Genomic DNA, 25429 nt, shown 5'->3' with positions numbered 1-25429 from the left:
TCCATGATTTTTTTGAGAAAGAAGCGGTTCCTAAATATAATGGCGTTGTTGTTTTAATAGCCCACAATATATGTTTTTAATAACGCCGCTCTTTCTCTTATTCTTAATTTTGCCTCTACTGATTTGGGTGTTCTTGCCGATAGAACATCTACTTCAAAATCTAACGATTCAGCAAGATATTTTGCACGTTTCAAATGAAAGTCATTTGAAACGATGGTAATTTTCTTTGTTTCTTGTGGTAATAATTCTTTAGAGAATACTAAATTTTCATAAGTAGATGTAGATTGATCTTCTATGATAATTCTCGCGGCATCGATGCCATGCTGTTCCAAATAGTCTTGCATTACAGATGCCTCTGTACGATCTTCATCAGGTCCTTGTCCACCTGACACAATGACCTTAACATGTGGGTATTTTGTTAAGTATGGAACAGCCACCTCTAATCTACTTTTTAATGAAAGCGATGGTACACCACCTGGCCTTACTTTTGCTCCCAATATAATCATATAATCAGCTGAACCATTGGCATTCGGTTCAATACCCTGATCAATTTCTTTTCCCAGCCAAATATAAAGAACGATTCCAATACTGATTAAAATAACACCAATTGTCATCAGCCACCTTCTCACAAATCATTCCTCCTTTACCTTTTATTAACGATGATAAAAAGAAAAGGATGCTTGTTAAGCAAGCACCCTGAAAGATATTATCTCAATATAAATCGTTTAATAGACTCCTGTAAGGCAGATATTTCATCAGTTAAATCATTGGAAGATTCGCTAACGAGTTGTATTGCGCGTTGTTGCTCATCTACAGATGCTGTTACCTCTTCAGACGCAGCAGCATTCTTTTCACTAATCATCGCAATGCTTTCAATCGATTGCATAATCGTATTCTTAGAGCTATTTAAATATTCTACGCTATCTGTTGTATCGCCTATAATGGCTATGATTTTTTCAACAGCTAATTTAATTTCTTTAAAGGATGATTCTGTTACCATGACAGAATCATTTTGTTGACTTACAATGATATGGGTTTTCTGCATTTCTCCATTGACTAAGTTTGTTTCACTTTCAATGCCTTTTAGCGTCGTGCGTACTAGCTCAGTTGCTACAGAGGTTTGATCAGCAAGTTTACGTACCTCTTCCGCGACAACTGCGAATCCTTTACCATGTTCACCCGCTCTTGCTGCTTCAATAGAGGCATTAAGTGCAAGTAAATTCGTTTGATCTGAAATCTCCGTAATCGTCCCCACGATGCCTTCAATTTCACGTACCTTGACAATTAGACTACCAAATACAGACTGAATATTCTGAACGAGAGTTGAAGACTCCCGCGACTTATCCTTTAAGCTTTCTAAATTGACTAGGCCTTCTTCATTTGATTTTTTCATATGCTGTGAGGCATCTAACATTAATTCATTTTTATCATGCAATCCTTCTATTTGCTGCGCAAACTCGATAGCCGTTCGGTTTGTATCCTCTGCATCAGATGCTTGCTTGACTGCACCCTTGGATACTTCATTGATTGCTTTGACGATTTCATCACCATAGGCATTTGTCTCTTCAGCTACTGCGGTTAAATTTGCTGAAGTTGATTGTATTTCTACAATCGCTTCCTCCACATCTGAAATAAGTGTTTTAAGTTGTTGTACCATTTCATTAAAGCCATCATTTAACTGTCCTATTTCATCCGAGCGCTGTAAATGCTCAATTTCAACCGTTAAATTCCCTTTTGCTACTTCACGTACACGTTTAGATAATTTTTGAACTGGTAATGCCAGATGTCTTGATACAAGAATGACAACGATTGTCCCAATAATTATGGCACCTACTAATGTCAAACCAATTACTAGCAATAAAGAATTCGCCTCTGCATTAAAATCCTGCATATATGTACCTGATGCAATAATCCATCCCCAATGTGGATCTTTCTCAGAATAAATAATTTTATCCGCTAAGACATCCTGACCTGGTAGTTCAAATTCATATTGTGTAAAACCACCACCATCAAGTGCCTTTTCAGTTACTTCTCGAATAAAGTAATTGCCACTGCTATCTTGATCATTCCAAAGATTATCTCCTTCTCGTGTTGGATGTGTTGTTAATGTTCCCTTATCATCCAACACATAGATATAGCCATATTCCCCTAAATCACCCGGATAATTAATAGGCCGTTTTCCTTCGCTATCTTTCGGACCAAGAAATGCTTCTCTTACTCGTTCCTGTGCAACCTCTAAGGGTATGTCACCCTTTTCAACACTCTCGTTTGCGAGCTCGATTAATTGCAAAGCAGATTCAACACTATTGTAAAGTACCTGTTCTCCTATATCCTCCATCCCATTCTTAGCCTTACCATAACTAACTATACCAATTATTAAACTTGGAATAATTAGTAGTGCCAATGAAATAATAATCAATTTCCCCTGTATTGAACGTAAAAACTTCATACTTTAGCCCCCCCTATTTTCTTCGTTCAACAATATATTACTTTATATTATGTTATGGTTTGAAAGTTTTCACAATGGGTAAAGCACAAATTATTTTCTTATTTCCCTTAATATGGTTTGTTTTATGCTAATCTCCAGTTAAATTTTTAAATGCCAAAAATAAAAAGAACTATTTCTCCACAAGACATAAGCTTATAGAGAAATAGTTCTAAACTAATCATAATTTAAATGTATTAATCGTTTCTATAACCTCTTTCGATGTTTGATCTAATATTGTTACAACTTCATTTAATTCAGAAACCATCGTTACTTGTAAATCTGAGGCAGTTGCTACTTCCTTTGTTCCTAGGACACTATGCTTCGCAATAGCATTCATCTGTTCGGTAGTAGCTAATACTTCCTCAGAGCCTGCTGACATTTCTTCAATGACAGCAGAGTCATCTTGAATTTTATTATTCACCTCAAGGACAGATTGCAATATTTTCTCTAGACTTTCACCTATGTGTTGCACTGCTTTATTGCCTGCCTGTACATCTATGGTACTACTAGCCATCTCTTGTAACGCTCGATCAGTAATTTTCTTAAAGCTTTCTAAATGCATGTGTATTTCGTCAGCAGATGCTTTAGACATCTCTGCAAGTTTACGAACTTCATCTGCCACGACCGCAAATCCTTTACCAGCTTCTCCTGCTCTAGCTGCTTCTATTGCCGCGTTTAAAGCTAGTAGGTTGGTTTGATCCGCAATACTCGTAATGATGGTCACCATCTCTTCAATTGATCGGAACTTATCACCCATTTCCTCGACATGATTAGCCGTACGTAAAACAGAAGATTCTACGTTTTGAATTTGAGATACAACTTCTTGAGAATGACTAACACTTGTTTCCACAAGTCCCGTCATTGCTGATGATGACTCTGCAATTTCTGAAGTTGTATCAGCCAGTCGTTGAATACCAATCGACATCTCATTCATAGTTAATACAACCTCTTGATTATTTTGCTGCTGTTGCTCACTACCAGCAGCAATTTCAATAATTCGATCTGCAATTTGAGCGTTTGATTCTTCCACATGCTGAGAAGTCTCATCAATTTTTTGAACAACATTTTGTAAAGCAAATGTGCGTTGTTGAATCGTATGGAAAGTTTCTTTTAATTTTTGTAGTGATTCTCTGAAGGATTGTGCAAATATTGTAATTTCATTTGCTCCTTTTAGCTGGATTTTCTCCACTGCTATCGTTGCCTTAGCAATATCACCTTGAGCAAAACTTTGTGCTGCATCACCTAAATGTGCAAGAGGTTTTAACGCTCCATTAATATAACGATATAGGATGAACATAACAATACCTGTTAAAGCTAATATGACAATAATTAATGCAGGTAAAATAGCCGTTAATACGGCATTCGCAACATTGCTTACCTCTGTTGCTTCTATATCGACCCCAACAAAGGCAACAGTATTCCCTGCCTCATCCTTTAATGGAACAGTACCAGATAAATAATCTCCAAAATCACTATGTAAAATAGCGGAATAATAACTTCCTGTATTCTTTACCTTTTCAATATCCTTGTAGTATGTGGTGGAGGACTCATCTCCTATAGCTCCAGCATTTTCTTGATCATCTGCTGGCATACCGTCCACTAAAAAACGTACCTTTTTATCTTCCTGTGGTACTGCGAAAGTATAGGCATAGAGAACACCATTTATTTCACGTAATTCGTTGAGCTCTTCTCGAAGTCGCCAATATAACTCAGATTCTTTTGGTTCCTTTGAGAGTTGCTCATACTCATCAGCATTTAGATGTTTTGCAATATTCTCAGCAACTGCAACTGCCTGTGTTCCCATGGTTTTATTAACAGATAATTTTGCTGTGTAGATAGTTGTTATAACAAAAAAAGATAACAAAGCCACTAACATTACTAATGACATTAACACTATTTTATTGCTTAATTTGCCTGTCGCTCGCATACTTTCCTCCTTTAATATACTGATATACTAATATCTTAATAGTTCCTATTGTACTATTTTTTCAACTATTTCGACAATAATTCTATGATATTAAGCATATCCAAATAATTAATGCAATTAAAGTGGCGAACAGTGTCGGAATGGTAAGAATAACACCGATTTTAAAATATTGTCCCCAGCTAATTTTAATGCCTTTCTGGGCTAATATATGAAGCCATAGCAATGTTGCCAGTGAACCAATCGGTGTCATTTTTGGACCTAAATTCGTACCAATTATATTTGCATAAATCAGTCCCTCTTTCATCATGCCCGATGCGCTTGTTTCTGAAATCGCCAAAGCATCTATCATAACAGTAGGTAAATTGTTCATGACAGCAGACAAAATGGCAGCGACAAATCCCATTGTCATCGTTGCTACTACGAAGCCCTGTTGTATAGCTAGTTCAAATAAATTTGCTAACATTCCTGTCATCCCTACATTTTTTAACCCATAGACAACCACATACATGCCAATTGAGAAGAACACAATATTCCATGGCGCTCCTTTTACAACTCTTTTTGTATCTACCACAGAGCTACGCTGTGCTAGCCATAAGAATATTGCAGCGACCCCACATAAAATAAAAGATACAGGGATGTGTAAAACCTCACCAGCTAAGAAGCCCGCTAATAGAATCCCAATTACATACCAAGCGATCGAAAATAATTTGGGATCTCGGATTGCCTGACTTGGTTGCTCAACTGCCTCAAGAGAATAATGTTGTGGTATGGAACGGCGAAAAACAATGTAAAGTACTACTATACTTGCCACTAACGAAAAGAAATTCGGTACAAGCATATGAACTGCATAATCTATAAAGCCTATATCGAAAAAGTCAGCGGATACGATATTCGTTAAATTGCTAATAACGAACGGTAACGAGGTTGTATCTGCTATAAATCCACTTGCAATAATAAATGGAAAGATCATTTTTTCACTCAAGTTCAGTTTTCTCACCATCGCTAAAACGATTGGCGTTAGAATTAAAGCACCCCCATCGTTCGCAAACAAAGCCGATACAACAGCTCCAAGGCAACTAATATAAACAAATAAGCGAATTCCACTTCCCTTTGCAAGTCGTGCCATATGTAGAGCCGCCCATTCGAAAAAGCCAATTTCATCTAAGATGAGTGAAATTAAAATAATACCAATAAATGATAGCGTTGCATTCCAAACAATCCCCGTTACCTCTAACACATCATGCCAGGTTACTACACCTATTAATAGCGCAATAGCTGCTCCTATACAGGCTGACCAGCCAATTGATAGTTTTCGTGGTTGCACTATGACAAAAAATAATGTGACTAAAAATAAAATAATGGCTAAAGCAGTCTGCATCGTTTTCCTCCCTAATTAAAAACCAGTAGCTTAAATGCTACTGGTTTACTCATTTTGTTAATATTTATTCGCCTAAATCTGCATTGTGGAAAACATTTTGTACATCTTCTAAATCTTCTAATGCATCAATTAGTTTTTCAAACTTCGCTACATCATCGCCAGTTAAAGTCACTTCTGTTTGAGGCAACATAGAAAGCTCTGCTACTGTAAATTCTTCTACGCCCGCAGCCTTTAATGCTTCTTGTGTCGCAAAGAATTGGTCTGGCTCTGCATAAATAATTACCGCTTCTTCCTCTTCTAGAATATCGCGAGCATCAATATCAGCTTCCATTAAAATCTCTAGTACTTCATCAGCCGTTTTACCTTCTAAGCCAATAACTGCTGTTGAATCGAACATATAAGCTACAGATCCACTGACACCCATATTGCCGTTATTTTTACCAAATGCTGCACGTACATCTGATGCTGTACGATTTACATTGTTTGTTAAAGCATCCACGATAATCATTGTGCCGGCTGGTCCAAAGCCTTCATAACGTAATTCATCAAAGCTTTCATCACCGCCACCTTTTGCTTTATCAATGGCTTTTTCTATAATATGTTTTGGAACACTGTATGTTTTTGCGCGTTCAAGCACTACTTTAAGTGCACGGTTTGACTCTGGATCTGGTTCGCCTGATTTAGCTGCCACATAAATTTCTCGCCCAAATTTTGCATTAATACGGCTTGTGCTTTGATCTTTAGACGCTTTCTTTTCTTTAATATTGTTCCACTTACGACCCATTGTTTCCACTCTCTTTCAAAAGATAAATTTATAAAAATAATAGATACACAGTTGTATATCTGTAAATGGTAATTAAATACTTATCGTATCTTTACTCTGCAAATAATAACACAATGATGCTTACAAAGCTAGATATACCAATGTTTAAGGTAGCATTTTTCTAAAAAAATGGCTGTTAAAATTTACGATTTTAGCGCCATCTTATAACAGCTCTTGTTTAATTTTTGCTAGCAATGCCTGACAGCCTTCTTGCACCAATTCATAGGTTTCTTGAAAATCACCTGTATAATAAGGATCCGGGACATCCTTGCGATGCGCTGTTAAATCTAAAAAACGAAAAATCTTTGGTGAGTTTGGATGGCCTAGTATTATGCGAATATTACGAATATTGCTTTCATCCATTCCAATAATATAAGCAAACTTTTCAAAATCAGACTTTTGTAATTGTCGACCTTGCATATCTATTGTAGAAATACCATATTCCCTAAGCTTATCCTGTGTACCTCTATGTGGAGGTTCGCCAATATGCCATGAGCTGGTAGCAGCGGAATCCACTTCAATTTTATCTTCTAAATGTTCTTTCTTCACCATGTCACGCATGACCGCCTCAGCCATGGGTGAGCGACAGATATTACCTAAACATACGAAAAGTACTCGAATCATTTTATTTTCCTCCTACAACAAAGCACTCAAAATCAATTTGATTCTGAGTGCCGTTTGCTTTTATTTTACAGGAATACGTTTCTGTAGTTCTTCTGTTAGAGCAACTAATTCATGCTCAAGGTGTTGAGTAAACTGCTCACGACCTTCTTTACCCTTGCCTGTTACATAAAAAGGCTCACCATAAATTAAATAGCCTTTGCCTCGCTTCATTACATCACCCACATTACGTGCACCAACATAAGCAGCTGGAACAATTTGCGCCTTTGCCAACTGTGCAATGGTAATAGCCCCTTGTTTTAAATCTGTTCCTTCTGCACTACGTGTCCCAGAGGGGAAAATCCCTACAATTTTACCTTCCTTCAATAACTGCGAAGGAATTTTAATCACGCTTGGTCCAGGATTATCACGGTCTACCGGAAAAGCATTTAAATGCTTAACAAGCCAGCCAAGCCCTTTCATTTCAAATAATTGCTTCTTCGCCATAAAGTGAATTTCACGAGGGTACATGGCTACACCAAGGTTTAAAATATCCACATAGCCAGTATGTGTACAAGCTATAATAAACCCACCCTCTTTCGGCAAGTTTTCTTCTCCGTATACACGAGCCTTTGAACCCATTAATTTTAATATTACTTTGACAACATTTGCTGCTAGTTTATACACTGTTACATTCCTACCTTATTCAATAGTTATTCCCATTGTAATCGAAAAGACCAGTATACTGCAATTGCAGGTGACCAACTTAAACCTTCCCTACTAATAGATCCACATCAATCGTGATTTCATTTAGTTCAACGGCTGTTTGTTCTGCTTTATGCCAACCCATTGGTGTCATCTCTAATAGCGCGGGTACTAGCTCTTCTGAAAGCGGTAAAGTATAAGTTACACGTTCTACGTTTACCTCACGAAAACTATCTTGAAAACGAGCTACAATTTGTTCATTAGAGTAAGTTTCCCTGTTTGAATCTGCATATAATTGAGCTCGCAGTTCCCGCAAATAACCACTTTGTGGTACAACCTTCACAAGATAGCCATTCGGTGTAAGAAGTCGTTTAAACTCCTCATAATTTGCTGGTGATAGTATATTTAAAATGGCATCGAAACTCGCTTGAGCAAATGGACTTTTAGCTAAATCCCCTACACACCAAATTTGTTGAGGATAATGACGTGCTGCAGCCAAAATGCCCTCCTTCGCTATGTCAATTCCAACGCCAATACCATGAACTCTATCATTCATAATGCGAGCTAAATGTGAGCCCTCTCCACAACCAGTATCGAGCACCGTTTTTGCAGAACTTATAAGCTCACCGATTCGGGCTTCTACAGCATCATAAATCCCACTATCAATAACAGCCTTGCGGGATTCAAAAAGGCTCTTACTATATTTAGAAGCGGCGTTATGTGTCAGCATATTGACATAGCCTTGTTTCGCAATATCAAAGGAATGGTTAGAAGTACAAACCAATCTCCCCTGCTCATAGACATGCATTGATTGCTGACAGATTGGACAAGCAAAAAGGATGATATGTTGATCCATTAATGCCGCCCCGATAGCACGTTTCGATAATGCGCCCATTTCTATGCCTCCTTTTTGTCGTTCGGTGATACAAGAGCATAACGCTCCCATTTACGACTTTTCCATCTAAAGTATACGATAATTGCCCGCACCCATTCATCTGCTGAAATGGCTAGCCAAATTCCGACCAAGCCCCAATCCAATACAAAGACAAATAAATAGCCAAGTGGCAGGCTCATGCAAACCATTGATAGAAAACCAATTTTCACAGGGAATCTAGCATCCCCAGAAGCGCGTAAAGAGTTAATGACAACGATATTCATTGTGCGACCAGTCTCTAGCAAAATACTTAATGCTAACACGGATGCCCCAATCTTAATGACTTCTGGATTATCAGTAAATACCTGCATAAGTGGCTTACGGAATAGCGTAACGACTGCGACCATAATAATCGTAAAAGCAAATGCTGCACGAACACTTTTCCATAGCTGATGATACGCCTCATCTTTTTCTCCTGCACCTACATGACGACCAATAATAATGGCTGTTCCTGTACCAATGGCAATTGCAAATAAATACGTAAACATCGAAATATTCATAGCATATTGTCGTGCTGCTAGTGTTTCTGCTCCTAAGTAAGTCGCATAATATAAAAAGATGATTTGGCAAAATTGATAAAGTACCTGTTCAAACGCAGATGGTAAACCAATGTTTAGTATTTTTCTCACATATTCCTTTGAATACTCAAAATAATATTGTAACTTTACGCGCACTTCCATTACCTGATACAGCAACCAGAAAAATACTAGGACGGCTAATCCGCGACTAATGACAGAGGAAATAGCCGCTCCTTTCACACCAAGCTCTGGTAAACCTAAATTCCCAAAAATAAGACCGTAGTTTAGCACAACATGTAAGACGTTCATGCCAAGCGAAACGTACATAGTTTGTTTTGTCCAACCATGTACACGAATAATTGCAGCGAGTGCATTAATAATAGCCTGTAGGAAAATAAAACTCCCAATGATGGCTAAGTAACTTTGTGCATAGTGGAGTACTTCTCCCTGCAAGTTCATCATTGTCATTAAATGTCTCGCAAAGAAGAAAAATAAAATACTCATTAAAAGCCCAACGACCAAATTCATCGTGACCGCTAACGCCGAGATCTTGGCCGCTTCAAAAAAGCGTTTAGAGCCTAAATACTGAGAAACAACAATAGATGCACCATTGCCCACTACCTCCAGAATCAAGATGGCAATATGGATATATTGATTGGCTGCACCTACTCCTGATACAGCATTATCTGATAAAGCACTGAGCATAAAAGTATCGGCTAGTCCCATCAACATAAATAGAAAAACTTCTAAAAAGATTGGCCATGTTAAATGGAATAGACTTAACTTATTTGTCTCTTTAATTGTGTCTGCCAATACTTTCACTTCTCCTATTTTTTCTTAAAAATCTATTGTATCTTATCACAAATATTCAGACTGTAAAGAGATTTATAGGAAGACAGCGCTTCCACATAAAAAATCCCTTTCACATCGTGTGAAAGGGCTCATTTTTAAATTAAGCAATAAGATTGTAATTGCTCTCGTTTTTCAATTGTTAGGCCAAATTCCTGCTCTAAAAACCCAGTCTTAGAACCATAGCGACGATCCATCGCATCCAATGCTGCTTGTAAATAGTCTTCACGGGCGGACATTAATGCATAAAATTGCTGTAGTTCTTGCTCATTATACTGATGCTGAATAGCCTGAGCCATTCGTTCTACCATTGGACGTAAATGTATATTAGTATCTAAATAATCCTCCATGATAGTCTCCTCAGGTACATCTAAAGCTAGTAAAATAAGTGCTCCTCCAATACCCGTTCGGTCCTTACCAACTGCGCAATGATGTACAAGACCTAGATTATTAGGATTTTGAATCGTTTGCATTAACTCTTTAAATGAAAGATTGTTAAAAGGCATTTGTGCATAAAAATCCCGAAACATCTCAGGGCTTACCACTTTATAGAAATCTCTACCACCAGCATTGGTTGGCATTTCAAAAGCATGATTACCCTTCGCTGGGATTTGTATATATTGAGCATGCGAGAACACTGGGTTAGGATTATGATACGCCTCATTGTTATCGCGATAATCAAAAATGGTTTTAATCCCTAACGTTTCAAATAGCTCTTTATCCGCCAGTGTCATTTTTCCAAGGGCAGCTGAGCGGTAAAATAAACCGTTCTTTACCCTACGCCCATCTTTTGTTTTATATCCACCCATGTCTCGGAAATTATAGACTGCTTCAAATGGAATTATCTTTGTCTCTAATTGCTCCAATCACTACACCTCCTAAGATTATCAAGCATACTTACTTTTATTTTAAAGAACAAACTACATTAATTCCAATTTTCACGCTAGGTAATAATTTAAACCACATAAAAAATGCTAGCTGAATGGCTGACAGCTAGCATGGAAACATTTCTTATTTAAATAACTCTGGGTACACAGCCTTCGCTACTAATTCTACAGCTTCACCAATACGCGGACCAGGTCGATTAGAGATATCTGTATCAATGGACAATACCGCTTTGTTTTGAATAGCTTTCACAGTATTCCAACCATCTCGCCCAAGAATTTCTCCTATTGGATCTTCTGTATAGTTTACTGTTGTTAAAATAACATCTGGATTTTTCGCAATAACATCTTCCTCATTCACTTTTGCCCAGCTATTCAAGTCAGAAAAAACATTATTAACATTAGCTGTATCTAATATTTCTTGCTGGAAAGTGCTAGAGCCTGCTGTATATATGTCTGGCTTAGGGCTAACCTCTAAATAAACATTTTTCGGCGTTTTGACATCCTTCACCTTCGTTTGTACTTCAGCAATTTTCGCTTTAATCTCTTCGTTTAATTTATTTCCTTTATCAGGAACATCCATCACAGCAGCAATTTGTTCGATATCTCCATAAACATCGTCGAAAGTAGTCGCAGATTGAATAACAAACACTTTAATTCCTGCGTCCTCAAGCGGCTTTAGGGCATCCTTATCACCGATTGTATAAGCAATGACAACATCTGGCTTTAACGCTATAATTCTTTCACTGTTAAAGTTCGTAGTATCAGAGACACGTTCAATTTTTTGTGCTTCCTCTGGGTAAGTATCGTACTCAGTTGCTCCTACAATTTTATCGCCAACACCTAAAGCAAACAAAATTTCAGTATTACTTGGTTGTAAAGATACAACTGTTTTTGGTACTTCATTAAACGCTATTTCCACTCCACGGTCATCTGTCACTTTATAGCTTGTTTTCTCTGCTTGTTGTGTATCTTGCGAAGCATCTTTATTTTTTGTATCTTCAGCAGTGCCACAGCCTGCTAATACCAGTGCAAGTAAGAGCACTGATAGCCATTGGAAATTAAATACTTTTTTCATTGTTATTCTCCTTTTTCTTTTTCATTGGGTAGGATTTACTAATAAACGGTATTTCCGCTATTCCAGCTTGCTGATTCATAAAAACAGCCATGACAAAACATACATTAGCTAATAAACCAAGGTAATCGAAAAGAATAGCTGGAACCTCTCGTTCTTCTGATACTTTGTGTAAAGTACGATATGATTTTTTTGCCTCACTGCGACAAAGATGTAAGGCTGCAGCAGCCTCTGTTCCTTGAGGTAAAACAAAACTTTGAATCTCTTCCTTCACATGGCGAACGTAAAAATCATAACGTTCACTTAACCAAGATAAATCCTCTTCAGTTACTGCTAATTTCCCACGTACTGAGCCATTCACATGATAAGCCATAGGTAACATAAGCAATAAATCCTCAGCAACAACTTGAACATCCTCTTTTTTTACCGCAGCTAATGCAACTCCTAGATGTGTTGTCAGGCTATCTGTTCGAATTTCAAAATCGACCGTTGAAGCTTTCTCACGCATAAATGGATAACAAGAATAACGGGCATCTTTTTTCACTTGCTTCCCCCCTATTTTCTATAATGAAAAATTCTTATTTGAAAGGCATAAAAAAGTCGCTCCTTTTTGCAAAGGAACGACAAAAATAACATAATGAGCCATCAAACTAGACAAAGCCTATGTATTTGCCGTATATCCTCCTAGCTTCCGAGAAGTTTTTATACGTTCAAATAAAGGTCGGTCTCCTGGCTTGTACAGTTCGTCACATGAAACGAATGTGTTATAAAGGACCTTCCCATCTTCTTTGAGACAGTGGTAAATCTTTATAATGGCTGCACTTACAGTTGCGGAAACAGCTCCGGTTTTTCACCGGATTCCCGATTATGCTAATTAGCACCTTTATTCTGCAAGAATATTTCATTTGTAAAGCAGTTTATCATATATGCTTCAGAAAAAATAGCTGTACACAGTTTTAAAATATAGCATTATTTCTATTTGAAGAGAAAACCCTAACAAATTTTTACATTATTAAGAAATTTACTATAATAGTCTTTCAATTGCTTTTTCAATATCGAGCTGTGAATCTGTTGGTTCAAAGCGTGCGACGGTCTTACCATTAGCATCTACTAGAAATTTTGTAAAGTTCCAGCGAATATTACGACCATCTAAAAAGCTTGGGGCAAGTTGAACAATTGCTTCTGCCAACATTTTCTCCTGCATACTTGCCTTCCCAAACTCTCGGTAATCCACTTCATGCTTTAAATAATTAAAGAGTGGATGGGTAGCCTCTCCATTTACCTGTACAAGCTCAAAAATCGGGAATGTGACCCCATAGTTTACCTTGCATAGATGCTTAGTTTCCTCCCCATCTTCAGGATTTTGATGGCCAAATTGATCACAAGGGAATCCAAGAACTACAAAATTCTCTTTTCCATATTTATCATACATTTTCTGTAAGTCTTCAAATTGATATGTAAATCGGCATTGGTTTGCCGTGTTAACAATTAACATTGTTTTTCCACGATATGTTTCCATCGATAAAATTTCGCCATTAGGCTTCCGAACTAGATAATTATAAATGCTCATGCATAATCCCCTTTTTTCATTCATTATAGTTGACTATTCTATCGTTCATCAAAGAATTTGCACAAAAAAACACCACCTCGCTACTTTGAACGGATGGCTGACTTATACTTCTTTTTATATTTAGCATCTTGTTCTTCATTAATTAAACGATGGGCAATATCTAATAATTTCGAGTCATTTGTTTGATCAAATAACTTTTTAAATGACATAATAATATCCTGACGAATAAGAGATGGCTGTTTTTCATCTATACATGTTTGAAATCTTTTAGCTAGATACGATACAACCAAATCTCTTTGTACTGGACCCGCCTGTCCAATTTTCCAAATTGCTTGTAATGCATGCCTTGCCGTAGCAGATTGTTCATCGTAAGTCACAGCCCAAATCTTTAAAAAATCCTCCAAGACCCTTTCTTCTGGATCACTTTTTGCAGCTAAAGCGCATAAAATTTGTGCAGCACGTGCACGAGAATAACCATTATTGTATGTAAGTGCTTTTATTAGCTGTTCCCAAACTGCATATGTCCAATCTACGGGTTCCTGCATAATTTTCATTAATTCCTCGTAAGATTCATATTGAATATCGCGATCATGCTCTGTTAGATTACTAAAAAGTTGCAAAATCTCTTTTTCCATAATTCATCCCTACCTTTATTGTTTCAGAACGTAATAAAATTTGATTTATGGTACACTTAACTTAATTTTTTTCGCAAAGAAGGTGAGTTTATGAATAAATTTAATGCTAGGAAATTGATTTTTCGGTTGATTGTGATAATATCACTACTTCTAGCTGCCTATTTTGTTATCCCAGTGTCCATGCCTTTAATACTTGCTGGGATTAGTGCATTTTTCTTAGAACCGATTGTCATGTTCTTTAAACGGAAATGGAAAATGTCACGGAAAATAGCAGTTGCTTTTATTTACATAGTGAGTGTTATTGTTATATCTATTATTTGTTATCTTTCTATTACACAAATAATGACACAAATAATTTTACTATCTAAGCAAGCTCCCTATTATATTTCCAAGCTATCAGATATGTGGCTTCATATGCAAGAAAATATTTCTAAATACACAGAAGACTTTCCACCTGAAGTAAGTGCTTCGCTTCAAAAAACCACTATGGATTTCATAAAGAAAGTCGAAGAATCCTTTTTAAGCTTCTTTAATTATAGCAAAGTTTCTGCCTTCTTTTCAGAGATACCCAGCCTATTTATCAGTCTTCTCGTTTATATGATTGCGCTATTCCTATTTATGCTTGATTTGCCTAAGTTAAAGCAAATCACTTATAAATATTTAAAGCCCAATACAGCAAAGAAGATAAAAATTATTTTAAATCGCTTAAAAGATGCAACATTTGGCTATATGAAGGCTCACTTATTTGTAAGCTTTATTATTGGAGGCGTCACACTCATTGGACTGCTATTAATCCAACCGAAATATGCAGTAACAATGACGATTATTATCTGGCTAATAGATATTGTACCATTCCTAGGCTCTATCATTATTCTAGCGCCATGGGGACTTTACCACCTGTTGATGGGAAACACCTCTATAGCTGTAAAATTATTCATCTTAGCTGCTATTTTACTTATTATTCGTCGAGTAGTCGAGCCTAAATTAATGGGAGACCATATCGGTTTATCCACTTTACCAACATTAATTTCCATGTTCATAGGTCTACAGTTATTTGGTATTATCGGTTTACTTGTCGGCCCATTCGTTATTATTTTCTTTATTGCCTTGAAAGAGACAGGTGTCATCAAAGTAAATTTTAAAATTTAATATCAATTTAGTATGCAGGAAAGTTTCTTTTGAAAGAATAGCATTCCAAAAACAAAAAAGGTCATCTTTGTATATTTTTCTCTACAAAGATGACCTTTTTCTTATCTCAACCGTCTATATATTAGTGAGGCCTATTGAATACGTCCAAAGCCTACTAAGTATTGATTCCACCAATCAAGTGATTCAATTACGACACCATTGTTTTGAGCGTCGATCATTGTGTTATTACCTAAATAAATACCTACGTGAGCTACACCTGAACCATAGCTGAAGAACACTAAGTCCCCAACGCGTGCTTCACCTGCTGAAATGCGTTGTGTTGCTAAATATTGTTGTGATGCTGTACGAGGTAAAGAAACACCCGCTTGCTTATATGACCATTGTACAAGACCTGAACAGTCAAAACCTGTCGATGGGTTGCTACCACCCCAAACATAAGGACGTCCTAGGAATTGTTTAGCTGTTGAAATGGCATCTCCTGAAGAAACAGTGCCAGCTCCTGACCCAACAATAATTTTTTGTGGTTCGCCTCCACCATTATTCTGAGTTGCTTGTATAACTGGTGTAGCTGCTTGAAGTGCACGTAAACGAGCTGCCTCTTCTTCAGCTGCTTTACGCTCTGCTTCTAAACGTTCTTCTTCTTGTTTCGTTGCAATTTCAGCTTTTAATGCAAGTGATTTCGCTTCGTTCTCAGCTTTCTTCACTTCCATTTCGCTTTCTTTTTGCTGAAGCTCTTGGAATTGTTTTTGAAGTTCCTTTTGTTTTTCATCTAATGTAGCTTTTTGTTGCTCTAAGCTTGCTTTATCTGCTTCCTGTTGATCCACTAATTCTTGGTCAGCATCCATTAATGTTTTTACCGCTACGACACGATCCATTAAATCTGCAAAGCTTTTTGCCTCAAGCACTACATTTAAATAAACACCTACAGTGTTGTCTTGCGCTTGGTATGCAGCCATACGCTCACTTAAAATTTTTGAACGTTGCTCGATACGTTTTTGTGTTTCAACAATACTAGCATCCACTTCTTTAATATCTGCTTGTACTTGTTTAAATACCTTTACTTTTGCGTCGATCTCTTGTTGTAGTTTCGTTAGTTCTTCTTGTAATTTTTTAATTTGTGCATCTATTTCAGCCTTTTTCTCAATCATTTGTTGAGAAGTTTCTTCGGCATGTACTTCTGTTGGTTGAATTGTATTAAATAATAAGCCGCCAGCTAGTGCTAATGCTAGCACCATCGACTTACGCCATTTGTTACGCTTAGCCACGTTACCTTCATTTCCCTTCATCTATCAATTTCGCTCTCGATATTCTATGTAATCACTTGAACGATTTCTATTTTAATTAAATGTTCTTATATTTATTTTAGCCTTTTAAAGTTTAGCATTTTCTACATAACTTTTATACTATTTCATGTCTATTTAATACATTAGTAAAACTCGAAACATTTCTGTAACATTCGCACTTAAACTACATTATTCTACATAATACATTTTTCTTCTACACAGAGAAACTATTAGCTAATTCGACATTAGACCTAACAGATCTTTTGTAATGTTTTTGTAATATTTGAGGATGCCAAAGAAAAAGGTAGGGAAAAAATTCCCTACCTATTGCTTCATCGACCTTAATGCTTGTATAGATAATCTCACTAACAAAATAGCACATAAAAATAAACCTAAATATGCCGCTGTGTTCAAATAGACCGCATAAGAATCGTGGATAAATTGTGAAATAGCTAAAAGAGCAACAGATATAATACCAAAAGTTATACCCACCAGCAGCAAAACAAATTGAGAAAACAAATGTGTAATAAAACGTGAATTATGTTCATCCGAAAAGACATCATGATGTAAAATGATTTTTCCGCTCTCAACTCGCTGAATGAGCTGATCGACTCTTCTAGGCATTTTACGCAAAGTCGGTATTAGCATAGATAATTCTTCTTGCAGCCGCTCCTTAGTTGCCATCGGTTCTTTAAAAGGCTTAAGGAAAGAGGCACGCATATATGTAGCAGAAAAATCCTTTGCCTCAGTAAAGATATCAAAACGTGGGTCTATTACCCGTAATGTGCCATCTAACGTCACTAAGGAACGGAGAGCTAATCCCACTGCTGGATAAAATGCAAGTCCAAAATCTCTTACCACTGTAAATAGCGCGTGAATTAATTCTTCAGTAGGTATACGGTCAACATAGGAAATTTTCAGTAAAATTTGGTCGATTGCCTGCTCCATTCTCGCACGTTCTGCATGATCAGCATTTTCCACTAATAATGTTAAACCATCATATAAAACGCTTGAATCATTTAGTTGAATGCCCATTAAGAATAACTTTAAGCCTTCTTGCTGTGTTGCACCTAAACGTCCTACTGCGCCAAAGTCAAGCAAGACTGGTGTTCCATCTGTTTCATCTATATGGATATTTCCTGGATGTGGATCTGCATGAAAAATACCAGAGAATAGCATCTGCTCAAAAAATGAGTAGAGTACGGTTCTTGCAAATTGCCTACGATCAATCGACAAACGATTAAATTCAGATGCCCCATCTGCCACACTTTGTCCACGAATATACTCCATCACAATAACATTTTCATTACTGTAAGGCGTAAATATTTTAGGAATTCGAACCTTGTAATCGCTTTTCGCCAGTGCATTCTTCACCTGTAGCGTATTACGTACTTCAATATCTAAATGAATCTCCTCACGTAGCCCCTCTGCAAATCCCCCAGCCAACTCTCGAAAGCCTAATGATTCAGCCCAGGTTGATTTTGTGGATAGCCAATTAGCAAATTCCTCTAAAATTTCAAGGTCATCGCGCATAATTCCCTTTACTTCTGGACGCAATAGCTTGACTACCACCTCTTCATAATTTTTAAGCCTTGCTTTATGCACTTGGCCAATAGAGGCTGCTGCAATGGGTTCCATTTGAAATTGGCTAAATATTTCGTCCATTGATTGCGGAAGAGATCTCTCTAAAATTTGTTTCACTTGTTCCTCTGATAAAGGCCTTACTCGGTGTTGAAGCCTTTCTAATTCATCAATAAAAATAGGTGAAAAAAGCTCTTTTCGTGTGGAAAGTACCTGGCCAAATTTGATGAAAATCCCACCACATTGTTCTAACGTTGCGCGCAAAGCAATTGCAAGTTCTTTTTCATTTTCTCGTTGCCTCGCATATTTAATCGTTTGTACGACACCGTTTGTAACAGCAATTTTTAATACCTGACGCAGGCGTTTCTGCTGTCGCCAATAGCTACGCAATCGCAATAGTAAAGATTTTTGGCCGTGACGGCGATCTCCATTCGTAATGCCACTAGGGTCAAAAAGCTCAAATACCAAATAAAGCAACATCGAAATTAGTAGCATACTACCGATCCAAATCAGTGTGCTTACCTCAGTTACTGTTTGCATCATCGTTTCTGATAAAAAATCTGTATGGCGTAGATAAGAATACCAGTACACAAAAGAGGTTAATGTCACACTAATAACGACTGACAGCACTCTTCGCACAAAATTAATATTCGAGCCAATTAATCGTCCACTCACAATATAAATCAAACCCGATACTATGAGGATTTGGGTTAAAAATTTCAAAAAGATCAACAGTGTCACCCCCTGTGCCATTTCCATTTCCTACTTCCGTTAGTATAGCAAATTTGTGCATCAACTTTCTTGAACGAGGAACACCACAGAAAATTTATTAATTTGGCACCTTGATAAAATACCCTTTAGGGTATATTATTTATTTGTAGTATTAAAACTACATAATTCACCTACTTTTAGAAACAAAACCTTTATTTAAGAGACTTTAAATACCCCATTATGTATTTACTATGAAAAGGAGTGTTTACATTGAGTAAAAAATTTTTAGTAGTCGGTGGCGTTGCAGGTGGTGCATCCACAGCGGCTCGTCTTCGTCGTCTAGATGAAAAGGCAGAAATTATTATATTTGAAAAGGGGCCGAATGTTTCATTCTCTAATTGTTCTCTCCCCTTCCATTTAAGCGGGATTGTTGAAAATAGCGACAAATTAATTTTAATGACGCCTCAAGGCTTCCAAACAAAATACAATATAGAGGCTCGTGTTCAGCAAGAAGTTGTACGTATTAACAGAGAGAAAAAAACCATCACCATTAAGGATTTAAAAACGAATAGAGATTATGAGGAAAGTTACGATACGTTAATTTTATCCCCAGGAGCAAGTCCTATCGTCCCTGACTTAGAGGGCATTCATTCTAAGCACGTCTTTACCATTAGAAACGTGGCTGATATTGACCGTTTAAATTGGTATCTACAAACAGATAATGTACAGGATATTGCCGTGGTTGGCGGAGGCTTCATTGGTGTAGAGGTAGCAGAAAATTTGAAGCTAGCAGGCTATAATGTATCTCTAGTTGAATTTGGCCAACAAATTATGGCCCCTTTTGATTATGATATGGCTCAAATCTTACACAAGGAAATGACTGATAAAGGGGTTCAAGTTATTGTCAATGACGGTCTTGCAAAGGTTACACCAAATAATGTGACGTTGAACTCAGGCAAACAATTGAAAGCACAAGCAGTAGTATTAGCAATTGGCGTTCGACCTGAAATCCGCTTAGCCAAAGAGGCCGGGCTAACAATTGGTGAACTCGGAGGTATTCAAGTTGATGCAAATTACGTGACGTCTGATCCTTCCATATATGCTGTGGGAGATGCGATTGAAGTATTCCATCAGCTTACCCATAAACAGACGCGCCTTGCTTTAGCCGGTCCCGCTCAACGACAAGCACGTGCAGCAGCTAATCATATGTATAACATCCCTCATCACAACAAAGGAGTCATTGGATCTTCAAGCGTACAAATTTTCGATCTCGTATGCGCGACAACAGGTTTGAACGAAAAAACAGCCCTAGCAAATGGCTTCCAAGCAAAAAGTGTTTATTTGATAGCTCCAGACAAAGTAGGACTAATGCCAAATAGTAATCCACTTCACTTTAAGCTCGTTTATGAAACACCGACGGGTAAAATACTAGGGGCTCAAGCAATAGGTAAAGGTAATGCAGATAAGAGGATTGATGTTATAGCTACCCTCATCACAATGGGCGGTACATTAGAAGATTTAAAGGAGCTAGAGTTATCCTATTCTCCAATGTTTAGCACTGCCCGTGATATTGTTAATTTGGCAGCTCTTGTAGCTCAAAATCTATTACACGGACACTTTAAGCAGGTAAAAGTTGATGAAGTAAGGGAACTCATTGAAAATCAAGCCTTTTTCTTAGACGTTCGTGAAAAAAATGAATTTGAATCCGGTCACCTTATCAATGCACACAATATTCCTCTAAGTGAACTTCGGGAAAGAATGGATGAAATTCCGAAGGATCAAGCAGTGTATGTGCATTGCCGATCTGGTCAACGTAGCTATAATGCTGTTATGGCCCTTCAAAATAGCGGTTTTTCTAACGTCTTTAATGTAAGTGGGTCATTCCTAGGGATTTGCTTATACGAATATTTTACAGATATCACAACGAACAGAGATAAAATAGTAACTGCTTATAATTTTAAATAAGTTAAAGGGATGCCAATTATCAGCATCCCTTTTCTTCGTTAATTTGTAGACAAAACTTTTTCCCAGTCAATCGTACCATTTTTAACTTGTTCACGTTTTTCCTTAGTCATGATGTCATTTGGACGCCCGCCTTTTGGCCAATCTTTTTCATGGTTTGCCCACTCTGGACGATCTTGCGATAAAATAAAGGCAGCTAAATCTGCAGCTTCTTGATCTGTTAATGTTCCCGCTGCACCTATCGGCATATTATTTTGAATATAGCCAGCCATTTTTGACATACGTGCCATACCTGCGCCATCATTAAATGAATTATCTCCCCATAAAGCTGGGCCAGTATTAGCACCAGTTCCTGCGCCATCAGCTGCATGACAGGCTATACAGGACTGTGCATAAAGCTCCTCACCATCTGCAACATTTGGAATCGGCACATTCTTCATATCACTTGTGCCCGCCCATTCACGTTTTGCTCCAATCGGAACACCTTCAGAAATATAAGCGAAATACGCCACCATAGCCTCTAGTTCATCACTATTCATTTCGAATTTTTTACCATTCATACTCCGAACCATACAGCCATTAATCCGTTCTTCTATTGTAACTACACCACCTGAGCGTCCAATATACTGTGGATAATTTGCCATTACACCTACTAATGATGAGGCTTGCTCGTCATAGCCAGCACCGGCATGACAGCTTGTGCAAGATAATTGGTTGCCCACATATTCATCTGCCGCAACATGTGTGTTATTAACAAGTTCATAGCCCGTTAATATTGCTTCTTTCATTGGACCATCTGGTACTTCTTCAATACTTGGCGGAGCATAGACCATTGACTGAGCAGCTGCTGTTGTTGGTATTTGTGTTTGCACTGTCGCTTCTTTCTCACTCACATTCGAATCAACTGTAATTTTGTCACTGACAAACGTCCCAACAAAAATGGCGCCTGCTAACAGTACTGTTCCTGCTACTCCTGCTACTATAGGTTTCATCTATAATACCCCCCTTTGTATTCTCACTTATATTTTAGCAACATAACAATTTATTGGATGTGATTTTTCTCACACTACCATAAAATAGAACCATTCAGATGATAAAAAAGGATAAATTATACATTTTATTTTGTTCTATAACACAGAAAACAAGACTTAATACCTCTTGCAGTATTCATTTGTTCGAAAAAAAAGCGTCAAGTACACATACGCACTCGACACCTTTAAAGCCTTTTATAGTTTACACTGTCCATCAGCACATACCGATTCTCCATTACCATTTATCATTATCGTTGGCTGAATACCAGCTATTTCTGCAGCTTGATGCAAAGTTCGCACAAACACTTCATTCGGCTCAGCCCCTTTAATACCATAACGATTTTCAAATACAAAGAACGGTACACTTTGTACGCCAAGTTGCTGTGCTTCATAGCGATCCTTGTCTAGCTCTTCACTAAAATCAGTTGAAGCTAATATTCCCGCTGCAACTTCTCTATCCAAATCTAATTGCGCAATAACTTTTAATAAGAACTCATCTTTATTCAAATCTTCACCATCTTTAAAATAACCAGCCATTAGTGCTTCCGTATAAGCTGTCGCTTTACCAAATTGCTGCGTCCATTTAGCTAAACGATGAGCCTTTTCTGTATGCGCTGTTTTCATCTTAGCAAAATCATAATGCAAACCAACTTCCGTTGCTCTCGTAGCTATACCCTCGACCATATCTTTCACTTCATCTAGCGTGACATCATACTTTTTAGCCAGCGCCTCATAAAAAGAGGGTGCATTCACTTTCGGGATATCTGGGCCTATTTGAAATGCTTTATATTCTATTTCCACTAATCCTGTATAGCCTGCGATGCCAATCGCCCGTTCCAGTTCTCGCTTGCCAATATAACAAAATGGACATGTAAAATCAGAGAAAACTTCAATTTTCATTACCATACCCCCTTATAATATATCCATCCAAATTTTAATAGCTGTTGCTAATATAAGAACCGCTAAAATAATTTGTAGGAATTTAGTATTTAACTTGCCCCCTATTCTCGCACCTAGAGGAGCAGCTATTAGACTAGCTACAATCAAGATGAGCGCTGGATAATATTCCACTTGCCCAGTCATTAATTTACCAATAGTTCCTCCTATTGAGGAGATAAACGTAATAGCAAGGCTTGACGCAATGGTCATACGAGTAGGGATTCCTAAGACCACAAGCATGATTGGTACTAATAAAAATCCACCAGCTGCCCCTACTATCCCGGAACCGATACCAACAACGAAAGCTAATAGGGCCGACAATGGTTTATTAAATGTAACAGCCTGCATCGGTTTATCATCAATTTGCTTTTTCGGTATGAACATCATCACAGCTGCAATCAATGCAAGGATTCCATAGACCATGTTAATACCAGACTCAGATAAAAATTTTGAACCGAAGCTACCCACAAAGCTTCCTGCTAATATGGCGCTCCCCATATAGATAATGAGTGATTTATTTAAATACCCACCTTTACGATAGACCCAAACACCTGAAAGAGCAGCAAAAAGTACCTGAATCGCACTTATTCCTGACACCTCATGTGCAGAAAAGGCCGCAAATCCTAGTAATGGCGGTATATATAGTAGCATCGGGAAATTAATGATGGCACCGCCAATACCTAACATCCCTGATACAAATGAACCGAGAAAACCAATAAGTAAAATGGTTAAGATCCATGCAATATCCATTTAGTTTTCCTTCTTTCTGGCTGTATTCAACAAAAGGAAAGAAGGGTTGTTCTACTGTAATAGACAACCCTCAATCAGCCCTATGCTTTCTGAATGAAAAATGTAATAACGCCAGCCTCTTCAGATTGATCTAAAATGATATGACCTCCTGCTTTTGCCCAAGCAGGAATATCCGCTAAAGCTCCTTTATCTGTCACCTGAACTTCTAAAACTTCCCCAGACTTTAGGGAATCTATTGCTTTTTTTGTCTTCACAATAGGCATTGGACAAGAAAGGCCTTTTGCATCTAGTTGTAAACTTGATTTCATCATATTCTCCTTCAACTCGACAAAGGTTGTAAGCGATTTTGCCGGTTCTTCTTGTTTTATATCTTCATGAAGGATGAGCGCCTTCAATTCACGAAATTTACATATAATAAGCATACATGCATACTCATTGCACTTTAGCATGTTTTATCGTACTGCACAGCGATTTGGTCCAATTTCCATTTCTGTTTGCTCATCTAACGCAGGTGTGATTTTCCCCATATTCACCTGACGAATTTCCTGATAAGCATTTGGTTGTGGAGGTAATTCATCTGTTACCACACGTCTAAATTCTTCTTCATCTTGAATATTTAATCCATGGTTTTGTACAAATAAATCCCCTAGTCGTCTAGCAACCGTCCCATCTTCACTCAGCTCATCAATAATCATAAAATGTGCTGGTAAGACAATAAGTTCATCAGACAATTCTCGATAACGCTTGTAAAGCGTGTCTCGTAAATCTCCAACCCAGTCATCAGCAAGGCCAGCTAAATCAGGACGTCCGATTGAATCGATAAATAAAATATCTCCTGTTAATAAATATTTGCTGTCAACAACAAATGAAGTAGAGCCTATCGTATGACCAGGAGAATAGATAGCTCCTACATCTATTTTTGATGCACCGATTTGAACAGTCGTTCCATCAACTAATGGTGTATAGTGGAACACAACTTCCTCAGCGTCCTTAGGTGGCAAATAATAGGTTGCGCCTGTCATCTCTGCAATATGGCGCCCACCTGAAATGTGATCAGCATGTAAGTGTGTATCAAAAACATGTTTAATTTGGACATTTTTATGTTCTGCAAAATTTATAAACACATCTGTAAAACGTACAGCATCAATAATAGCTGCTTCACCTTCAGAAAGGACCATATAAGACAGACAGCCCTTTCCTAAGCGAACAAACTGATAAAGCTCACCACCGCCTGTTAAATCACCTACTTTAATTGGCTCTAAATATTCACTCCAGGATTTCATACCTCCAGCTAAATAGGCAACCTCAATACCTGCCTCAGCTAACATTTCAGCAACCATTAAAGACGATCCTTCTTTAGCACAAACGACTAATACATCTTTATCAGTTGGGATATTCGGTAAAATATTATCAATACCATCTAACAGTTCAAAATACGGTATATTTAAGTACTCAAAACGATGTCCATCGATTTTCCAATCTTCGAATGCATCCGCATTACGAACATCTAAAATAAACAACTCTTCATTGTGAATAACCTTTTTAGCTACTTGTGACGCGCTCCATTTTTGAATTGACATCTCTTTTACCCCCATTGGTATTGTTTTTATGTTTTTTATAGCGGAGAGGGGTGCCCT

The 25429-nt window shown here is 37.5% G+C and carries 23 protein-coding genes and 1 riboswitch; of the genes, 2 read left to right on the top strand and 21 right to left on the bottom strand.

All coding sequences use genetic code 11. The features are described 5' to 3' along the window. Positions 1–53: 53 nt before the first annotated feature. The 14 genes from ACMGGO_RS01045 to ACMGGO_RS00980 all read right to left on the bottom strand — a co-directional run bounded on the left by ACMGGO_RS01045 (position 54) and on the right by ACMGGO_RS00980 (position 14386). Positions 54–614 carry a YdcF family protein gene (locus ACMGGO_RS01045; protein WP_420282313.1) on the bottom strand — a complete coding sequence of 187 codons (561 nt, stop codon included), beginning with the start codon at positions 612–614 and terminating at the stop codon, positions 54–56. Positions 615–706: 92 nt separating this feature from the next. Further along, positions 707–2449 (bottom strand): methyl-accepting chemotaxis protein, encoded by a 1743-nt coding sequence (locus ACMGGO_RS01040; protein ID WP_054549625.1) that lies wholly within the window; start codon positions 2447–2449, stop codon positions 707–709. A 217-nt stretch (positions 2450–2666) separates the two neighbouring features. Continuing rightward, on the bottom strand, positions 2667–4415 hold the full coding sequence (locus ACMGGO_RS01035) for a methyl-accepting chemotaxis protein (protein WP_112116779.1): 1749 nt from the start codon (positions 4413–4415) through the stop codon (positions 2667–2669). Between the two features lie 82 nt (positions 4416–4497). Continuing rightward, positions 4498–5793 carry an arsenic transporter gene (locus tag ACMGGO_RS01030; protein WP_305193605.1) on the bottom strand — a complete coding sequence of 432 codons (1296 nt, stop codon included), beginning with the start codon at positions 5791–5793 and terminating at the stop codon, positions 4498–4500. 64 nt (positions 5794–5857) lie between these two features. After that, positions 5858–6577, bottom strand: a complete 720-nt coding sequence (locus tag ACMGGO_RS01025) for a YebC/PmpR family DNA-binding transcriptional regulator (protein ID WP_004231899.1) — start codon at positions 6575–6577, stop codon at positions 5858–5860. Positions 6578–6778: 201 nt separating this feature from the next. Continuing rightward, a complete protein-coding gene (locus ACMGGO_RS01020; RefSeq protein WP_420281517.1) occupies positions 6779–7240 on the bottom strand; it encodes a low molecular weight protein-tyrosine-phosphatase in 462 nt (153 codons plus the stop codon). A 60-nt stretch (positions 7241–7300) separates the two neighbouring features. Beyond that, positions 7301–7903 (bottom strand): lysophospholipid acyltransferase family protein, encoded by a 603-nt coding sequence (locus ACMGGO_RS01015; protein ID WP_048394163.1) that lies wholly within the window; start codon positions 7901–7903, stop codon positions 7301–7303. Between the two features lie 79 nt (positions 7904–7982). Continuing rightward, positions 7983–8816, bottom strand: a complete 834-nt coding sequence (locus ACMGGO_RS01010) for a putative RNA methyltransferase (protein WP_387256398.1) — start codon at positions 8814–8816, stop codon at positions 7983–7985. A 2-nt stretch (positions 8817–8818) separates the two neighbouring features. After that, positions 8819–10186 carry an MATE family efflux transporter gene (locus tag ACMGGO_RS01005; RefSeq protein WP_048394160.1) on the bottom strand — a complete coding sequence of 456 codons (1368 nt, stop codon included), beginning with the start codon at positions 10184–10186 and terminating at the stop codon, positions 8819–8821. 134 nt (positions 10187–10320) lie between these two features. Further along, positions 10321–11088 (bottom strand): tyrosine-protein phosphatase, encoded by a 768-nt coding sequence (locus ACMGGO_RS01000; RefSeq protein ID WP_066037996.1) that lies wholly within the window; start codon positions 11086–11088, stop codon positions 10321–10323. Between the two features lie 145 nt (positions 11089–11233). Further along, complete coding sequence (locus ACMGGO_RS00995) at positions 11234–12184, bottom strand: ABC transporter substrate-binding protein (protein ID WP_420281516.1); 951 nt, start codon at positions 12182–12184, stop codon at positions 11234–11236. Next, positions 12168–12725 (bottom strand): hypothetical protein, encoded by a 558-nt coding sequence (locus ACMGGO_RS00990; RefSeq protein WP_004231886.1) that lies wholly within the window; start codon positions 12723–12725, stop codon positions 12168–12170. The genes ACMGGO_RS00995 and ACMGGO_RS00990 overlap by 17 nt, the downstream gene beginning before the upstream one ends. A 157-nt stretch (positions 12726–12882) precedes the next feature. Further along, a riboswitch (cobalamin riboswitch) is annotated at positions 12883–13081 on the bottom strand. 124 nt (positions 13082–13205) lie between these two features. Then, on the bottom strand, positions 13206–13751 hold the full coding sequence (locus tag ACMGGO_RS00985) for a glutathione peroxidase (RefSeq protein WP_420281515.1): 546 nt from the start codon (positions 13749–13751) through the stop codon (positions 13206–13208). 80 nt (positions 13752–13831) lie between these two features. Further along, positions 13832–14386, bottom strand: coding sequence for a hypothetical protein (locus ACMGGO_RS00980; protein WP_420281514.1), 555 nt, complete (start codon positions 14384–14386; stop codon positions 13832–13834). Positions 14387–14476: 90 nt separating this feature from the next. Here ACMGGO_RS00980 and ytvI point away from each other — a divergent pair, with 90 nt between their 5' ends. Further along, the gene (ytvI, locus tag ACMGGO_RS00975; protein WP_048394150.1) at positions 14477–15535 is read left to right on the top strand and encodes a sporulation integral membrane protein YtvI; all 1059 of its coding nucleotides are present in this window, start codon (positions 14477–14479) and stop codon (positions 15533–15535) included. 131 nt (positions 15536–15666) lie between these two features. On the opposite strand, the gene ACMGGO_RS00970 is transcribed toward ytvI, so the two are convergent. After that, positions 15667–16821, bottom strand: a complete 1155-nt coding sequence (locus ACMGGO_RS00970) for a C40 family peptidase (RefSeq protein WP_004231877.1) — start codon at positions 16819–16821, stop codon at positions 15667–15669. A gap of 321 nt (positions 16822–17142) precedes the next feature. After that, positions 17143–19131 (bottom strand): ABC1 kinase family protein, encoded by a 1989-nt coding sequence (locus ACMGGO_RS00965; protein ID WP_066037994.1) that lies wholly within the window; start codon positions 19129–19131, stop codon positions 17143–17145. 249 nt (positions 19132–19380) lie between these two features. On the opposite strand from ACMGGO_RS00965, the gene ACMGGO_RS00960 reads away from it, so the two are divergent. Next, entirely contained in the window at positions 19381–21075 is a 1695-nt protein-coding gene (locus tag ACMGGO_RS00960; RefSeq protein WP_420281513.1) for an FAD-dependent oxidoreductase, read from the top strand. Positions 21076–21113: 38 nt separating this feature from the next. Here the strand turns inward: ACMGGO_RS00960 and ACMGGO_RS00955 are convergent, their stop codons facing one another. The 5 genes from ACMGGO_RS00955 to ACMGGO_RS00935 form a co-directional block, all read right to left on the bottom strand. After that, positions 21114–22064, bottom strand: coding sequence for a c-type cytochrome (locus ACMGGO_RS00955; protein WP_009370633.1), 951 nt, complete (start codon positions 22062–22064; stop codon positions 21114–21116). A gap of 234 nt (positions 22065–22298) precedes the next feature. Then, positions 22299–23003 carry a DsbA family oxidoreductase gene (locus ACMGGO_RS00950; RefSeq protein WP_054549636.1) on the bottom strand — a complete coding sequence of 235 codons (705 nt, stop codon included), beginning with the start codon at positions 23001–23003 and terminating at the stop codon, positions 22299–22301. Positions 23004–23015: 12 nt separating this feature from the next. After that, a complete protein-coding gene (locus ACMGGO_RS00945) occupies positions 23016–23792 on the bottom strand; it encodes a sulfite exporter TauE/SafE family protein (RefSeq protein WP_103118920.1) in 777 nt (258 codons plus the stop codon). 80 nt (positions 23793–23872) lie between these two features. Further along, on the bottom strand, positions 23873–24103 hold the full coding sequence (locus ACMGGO_RS00940) for a sulfurtransferase TusA family protein (RefSeq protein WP_103119113.1): 231 nt from the start codon (positions 24101–24103) through the stop codon (positions 23873–23875). Positions 24104–24244: 141 nt separating this feature from the next. Next, the gene (locus tag ACMGGO_RS00935; protein ID WP_054549638.1) at positions 24245–25372 is read right to left on the bottom strand and encodes an MBL fold metallo-hydrolase; all 1128 of its coding nucleotides are present in this window, start codon (positions 25370–25372) and stop codon (positions 24245–24247) included. Positions 25373–25429: the final 57 nt, after the last annotated feature.

The sequence above is a fragment of the Lysinibacillus sp. BNK-21 genome (assembly GCF_048684915.1).
GTDB classification, from domain to species: domain Bacteria; phylum Bacillota; class Bacilli; order Bacillales_A; family Planococcaceae; genus Lysinibacillus; species Lysinibacillus capsici.
Note: the sequence above shows the minus strand (reverse complement) of the source record. Positions and strands in the feature narration are given on the sequence as shown.

Bases quoted from the DNA above. Each gene is read 5' to 3' on its own strand.
- ACMGGO_RS00935 (WP_054549638.1), bottom strand. From the start codon at position 25,372: ATGTCAATTCAAAAATGGAGCGCGTCACAAGTAGCTAAAAAGGTTATT.
- ACMGGO_RS01040 (WP_054549625.1), bottom strand. From the start codon at position 2,449: ATGAAGTTTTTACGTTCAATACAGGGGAAATTGATTATTATTTCATTG.
- ACMGGO_RS01025 (WP_004231899.1), bottom strand. From the start codon at position 6,577: ATGGGTCGTAAGTGGAACAATATTAAAGAAAAGAAAGCGTCTAAAGAT.
- ACMGGO_RS00955 (WP_009370633.1), bottom strand. From the start codon at position 22,064: ATGAAACCTATAGTAGCAGGAGTAGCAGGAACAGTACTGTTAGCAGGC.
- ACMGGO_RS01020 (WP_420281517.1), bottom strand. From the start codon at position 7,240: ATGATTCGAGTACTTTTCGTATGTTTAGGTAATATCTGTCGCTCACCC.
- ACMGGO_RS01035 (WP_112116779.1), bottom strand. From the start codon at position 4,415: ATGCGAGCGACAGGCAAATTAAGCAATAAAATAGTGTTAATGTCATTA.
- ACMGGO_RS00985 (WP_420281515.1), bottom strand. From the start codon at position 13,751: ATGAGCATTTATAATTATCTAGTTCGGAAGCCTAATGGCGAAATTTTA.
- ACMGGO_RS00950 (WP_054549636.1), bottom strand. From the start codon at position 23,003: ATGAAAATTGAAGTTTTCTCTGATTTTACATGTCCATTTTGTTATATT.
- ACMGGO_RS00945 (WP_103118920.1), bottom strand. From the start codon at position 23,792: ATGGATATTGCATGGATCTTAACCATTTTACTTATTGGTTTTCTCGGT.
- ACMGGO_RS01045 (WP_420282313.1), bottom strand. From the start codon at position 614: ATGACAATTGGTGTTATTTTAATCAGTATTGGAATCGTTCTTTATATT.
- ACMGGO_RS00980 (WP_420281514.1), bottom strand. From the start codon at position 14,386: ATGGAAAAAGAGATTTTGCAACTTTTTAGTAATCTAACAGAGCATGAT.
- ytvI (WP_048394150.1), top strand. From the start codon at position 14,477: ATGAATAAATTTAATGCTAGGAAATTGATTTTTCGGTTGATTGTGATA.
- ACMGGO_RS01010 (WP_387256398.1), bottom strand. From the start codon at position 8,816: ATGGGCGCATTATCGAAACGTGCTATCGGGGCGGCATTAATGGATCAA.
- ACMGGO_RS00940 (WP_103119113.1), bottom strand. From the start codon at position 24,103: ATGATGAAATCAAGTTTACAACTAGATGCAAAAGGCCTTTCTTGTCCA.
- ACMGGO_RS01030 (WP_305193605.1), bottom strand. From the start codon at position 5,793: ATGCAGACTGCTTTAGCCATTATTTTATTTTTAGTCACATTATTTTTT.
- ACMGGO_RS00970 (WP_004231877.1), bottom strand. From the start codon at position 16,821: ATGAAGGGAAATGAAGGTAACGTGGCTAAGCGTAACAAATGGCGTAAG.
- ACMGGO_RS00995 (WP_420281516.1), bottom strand. From the start codon at position 12,184: ATGAAAAAAGTATTTAATTTCCAATGGCTATCAGTGCTCTTACTTGCA.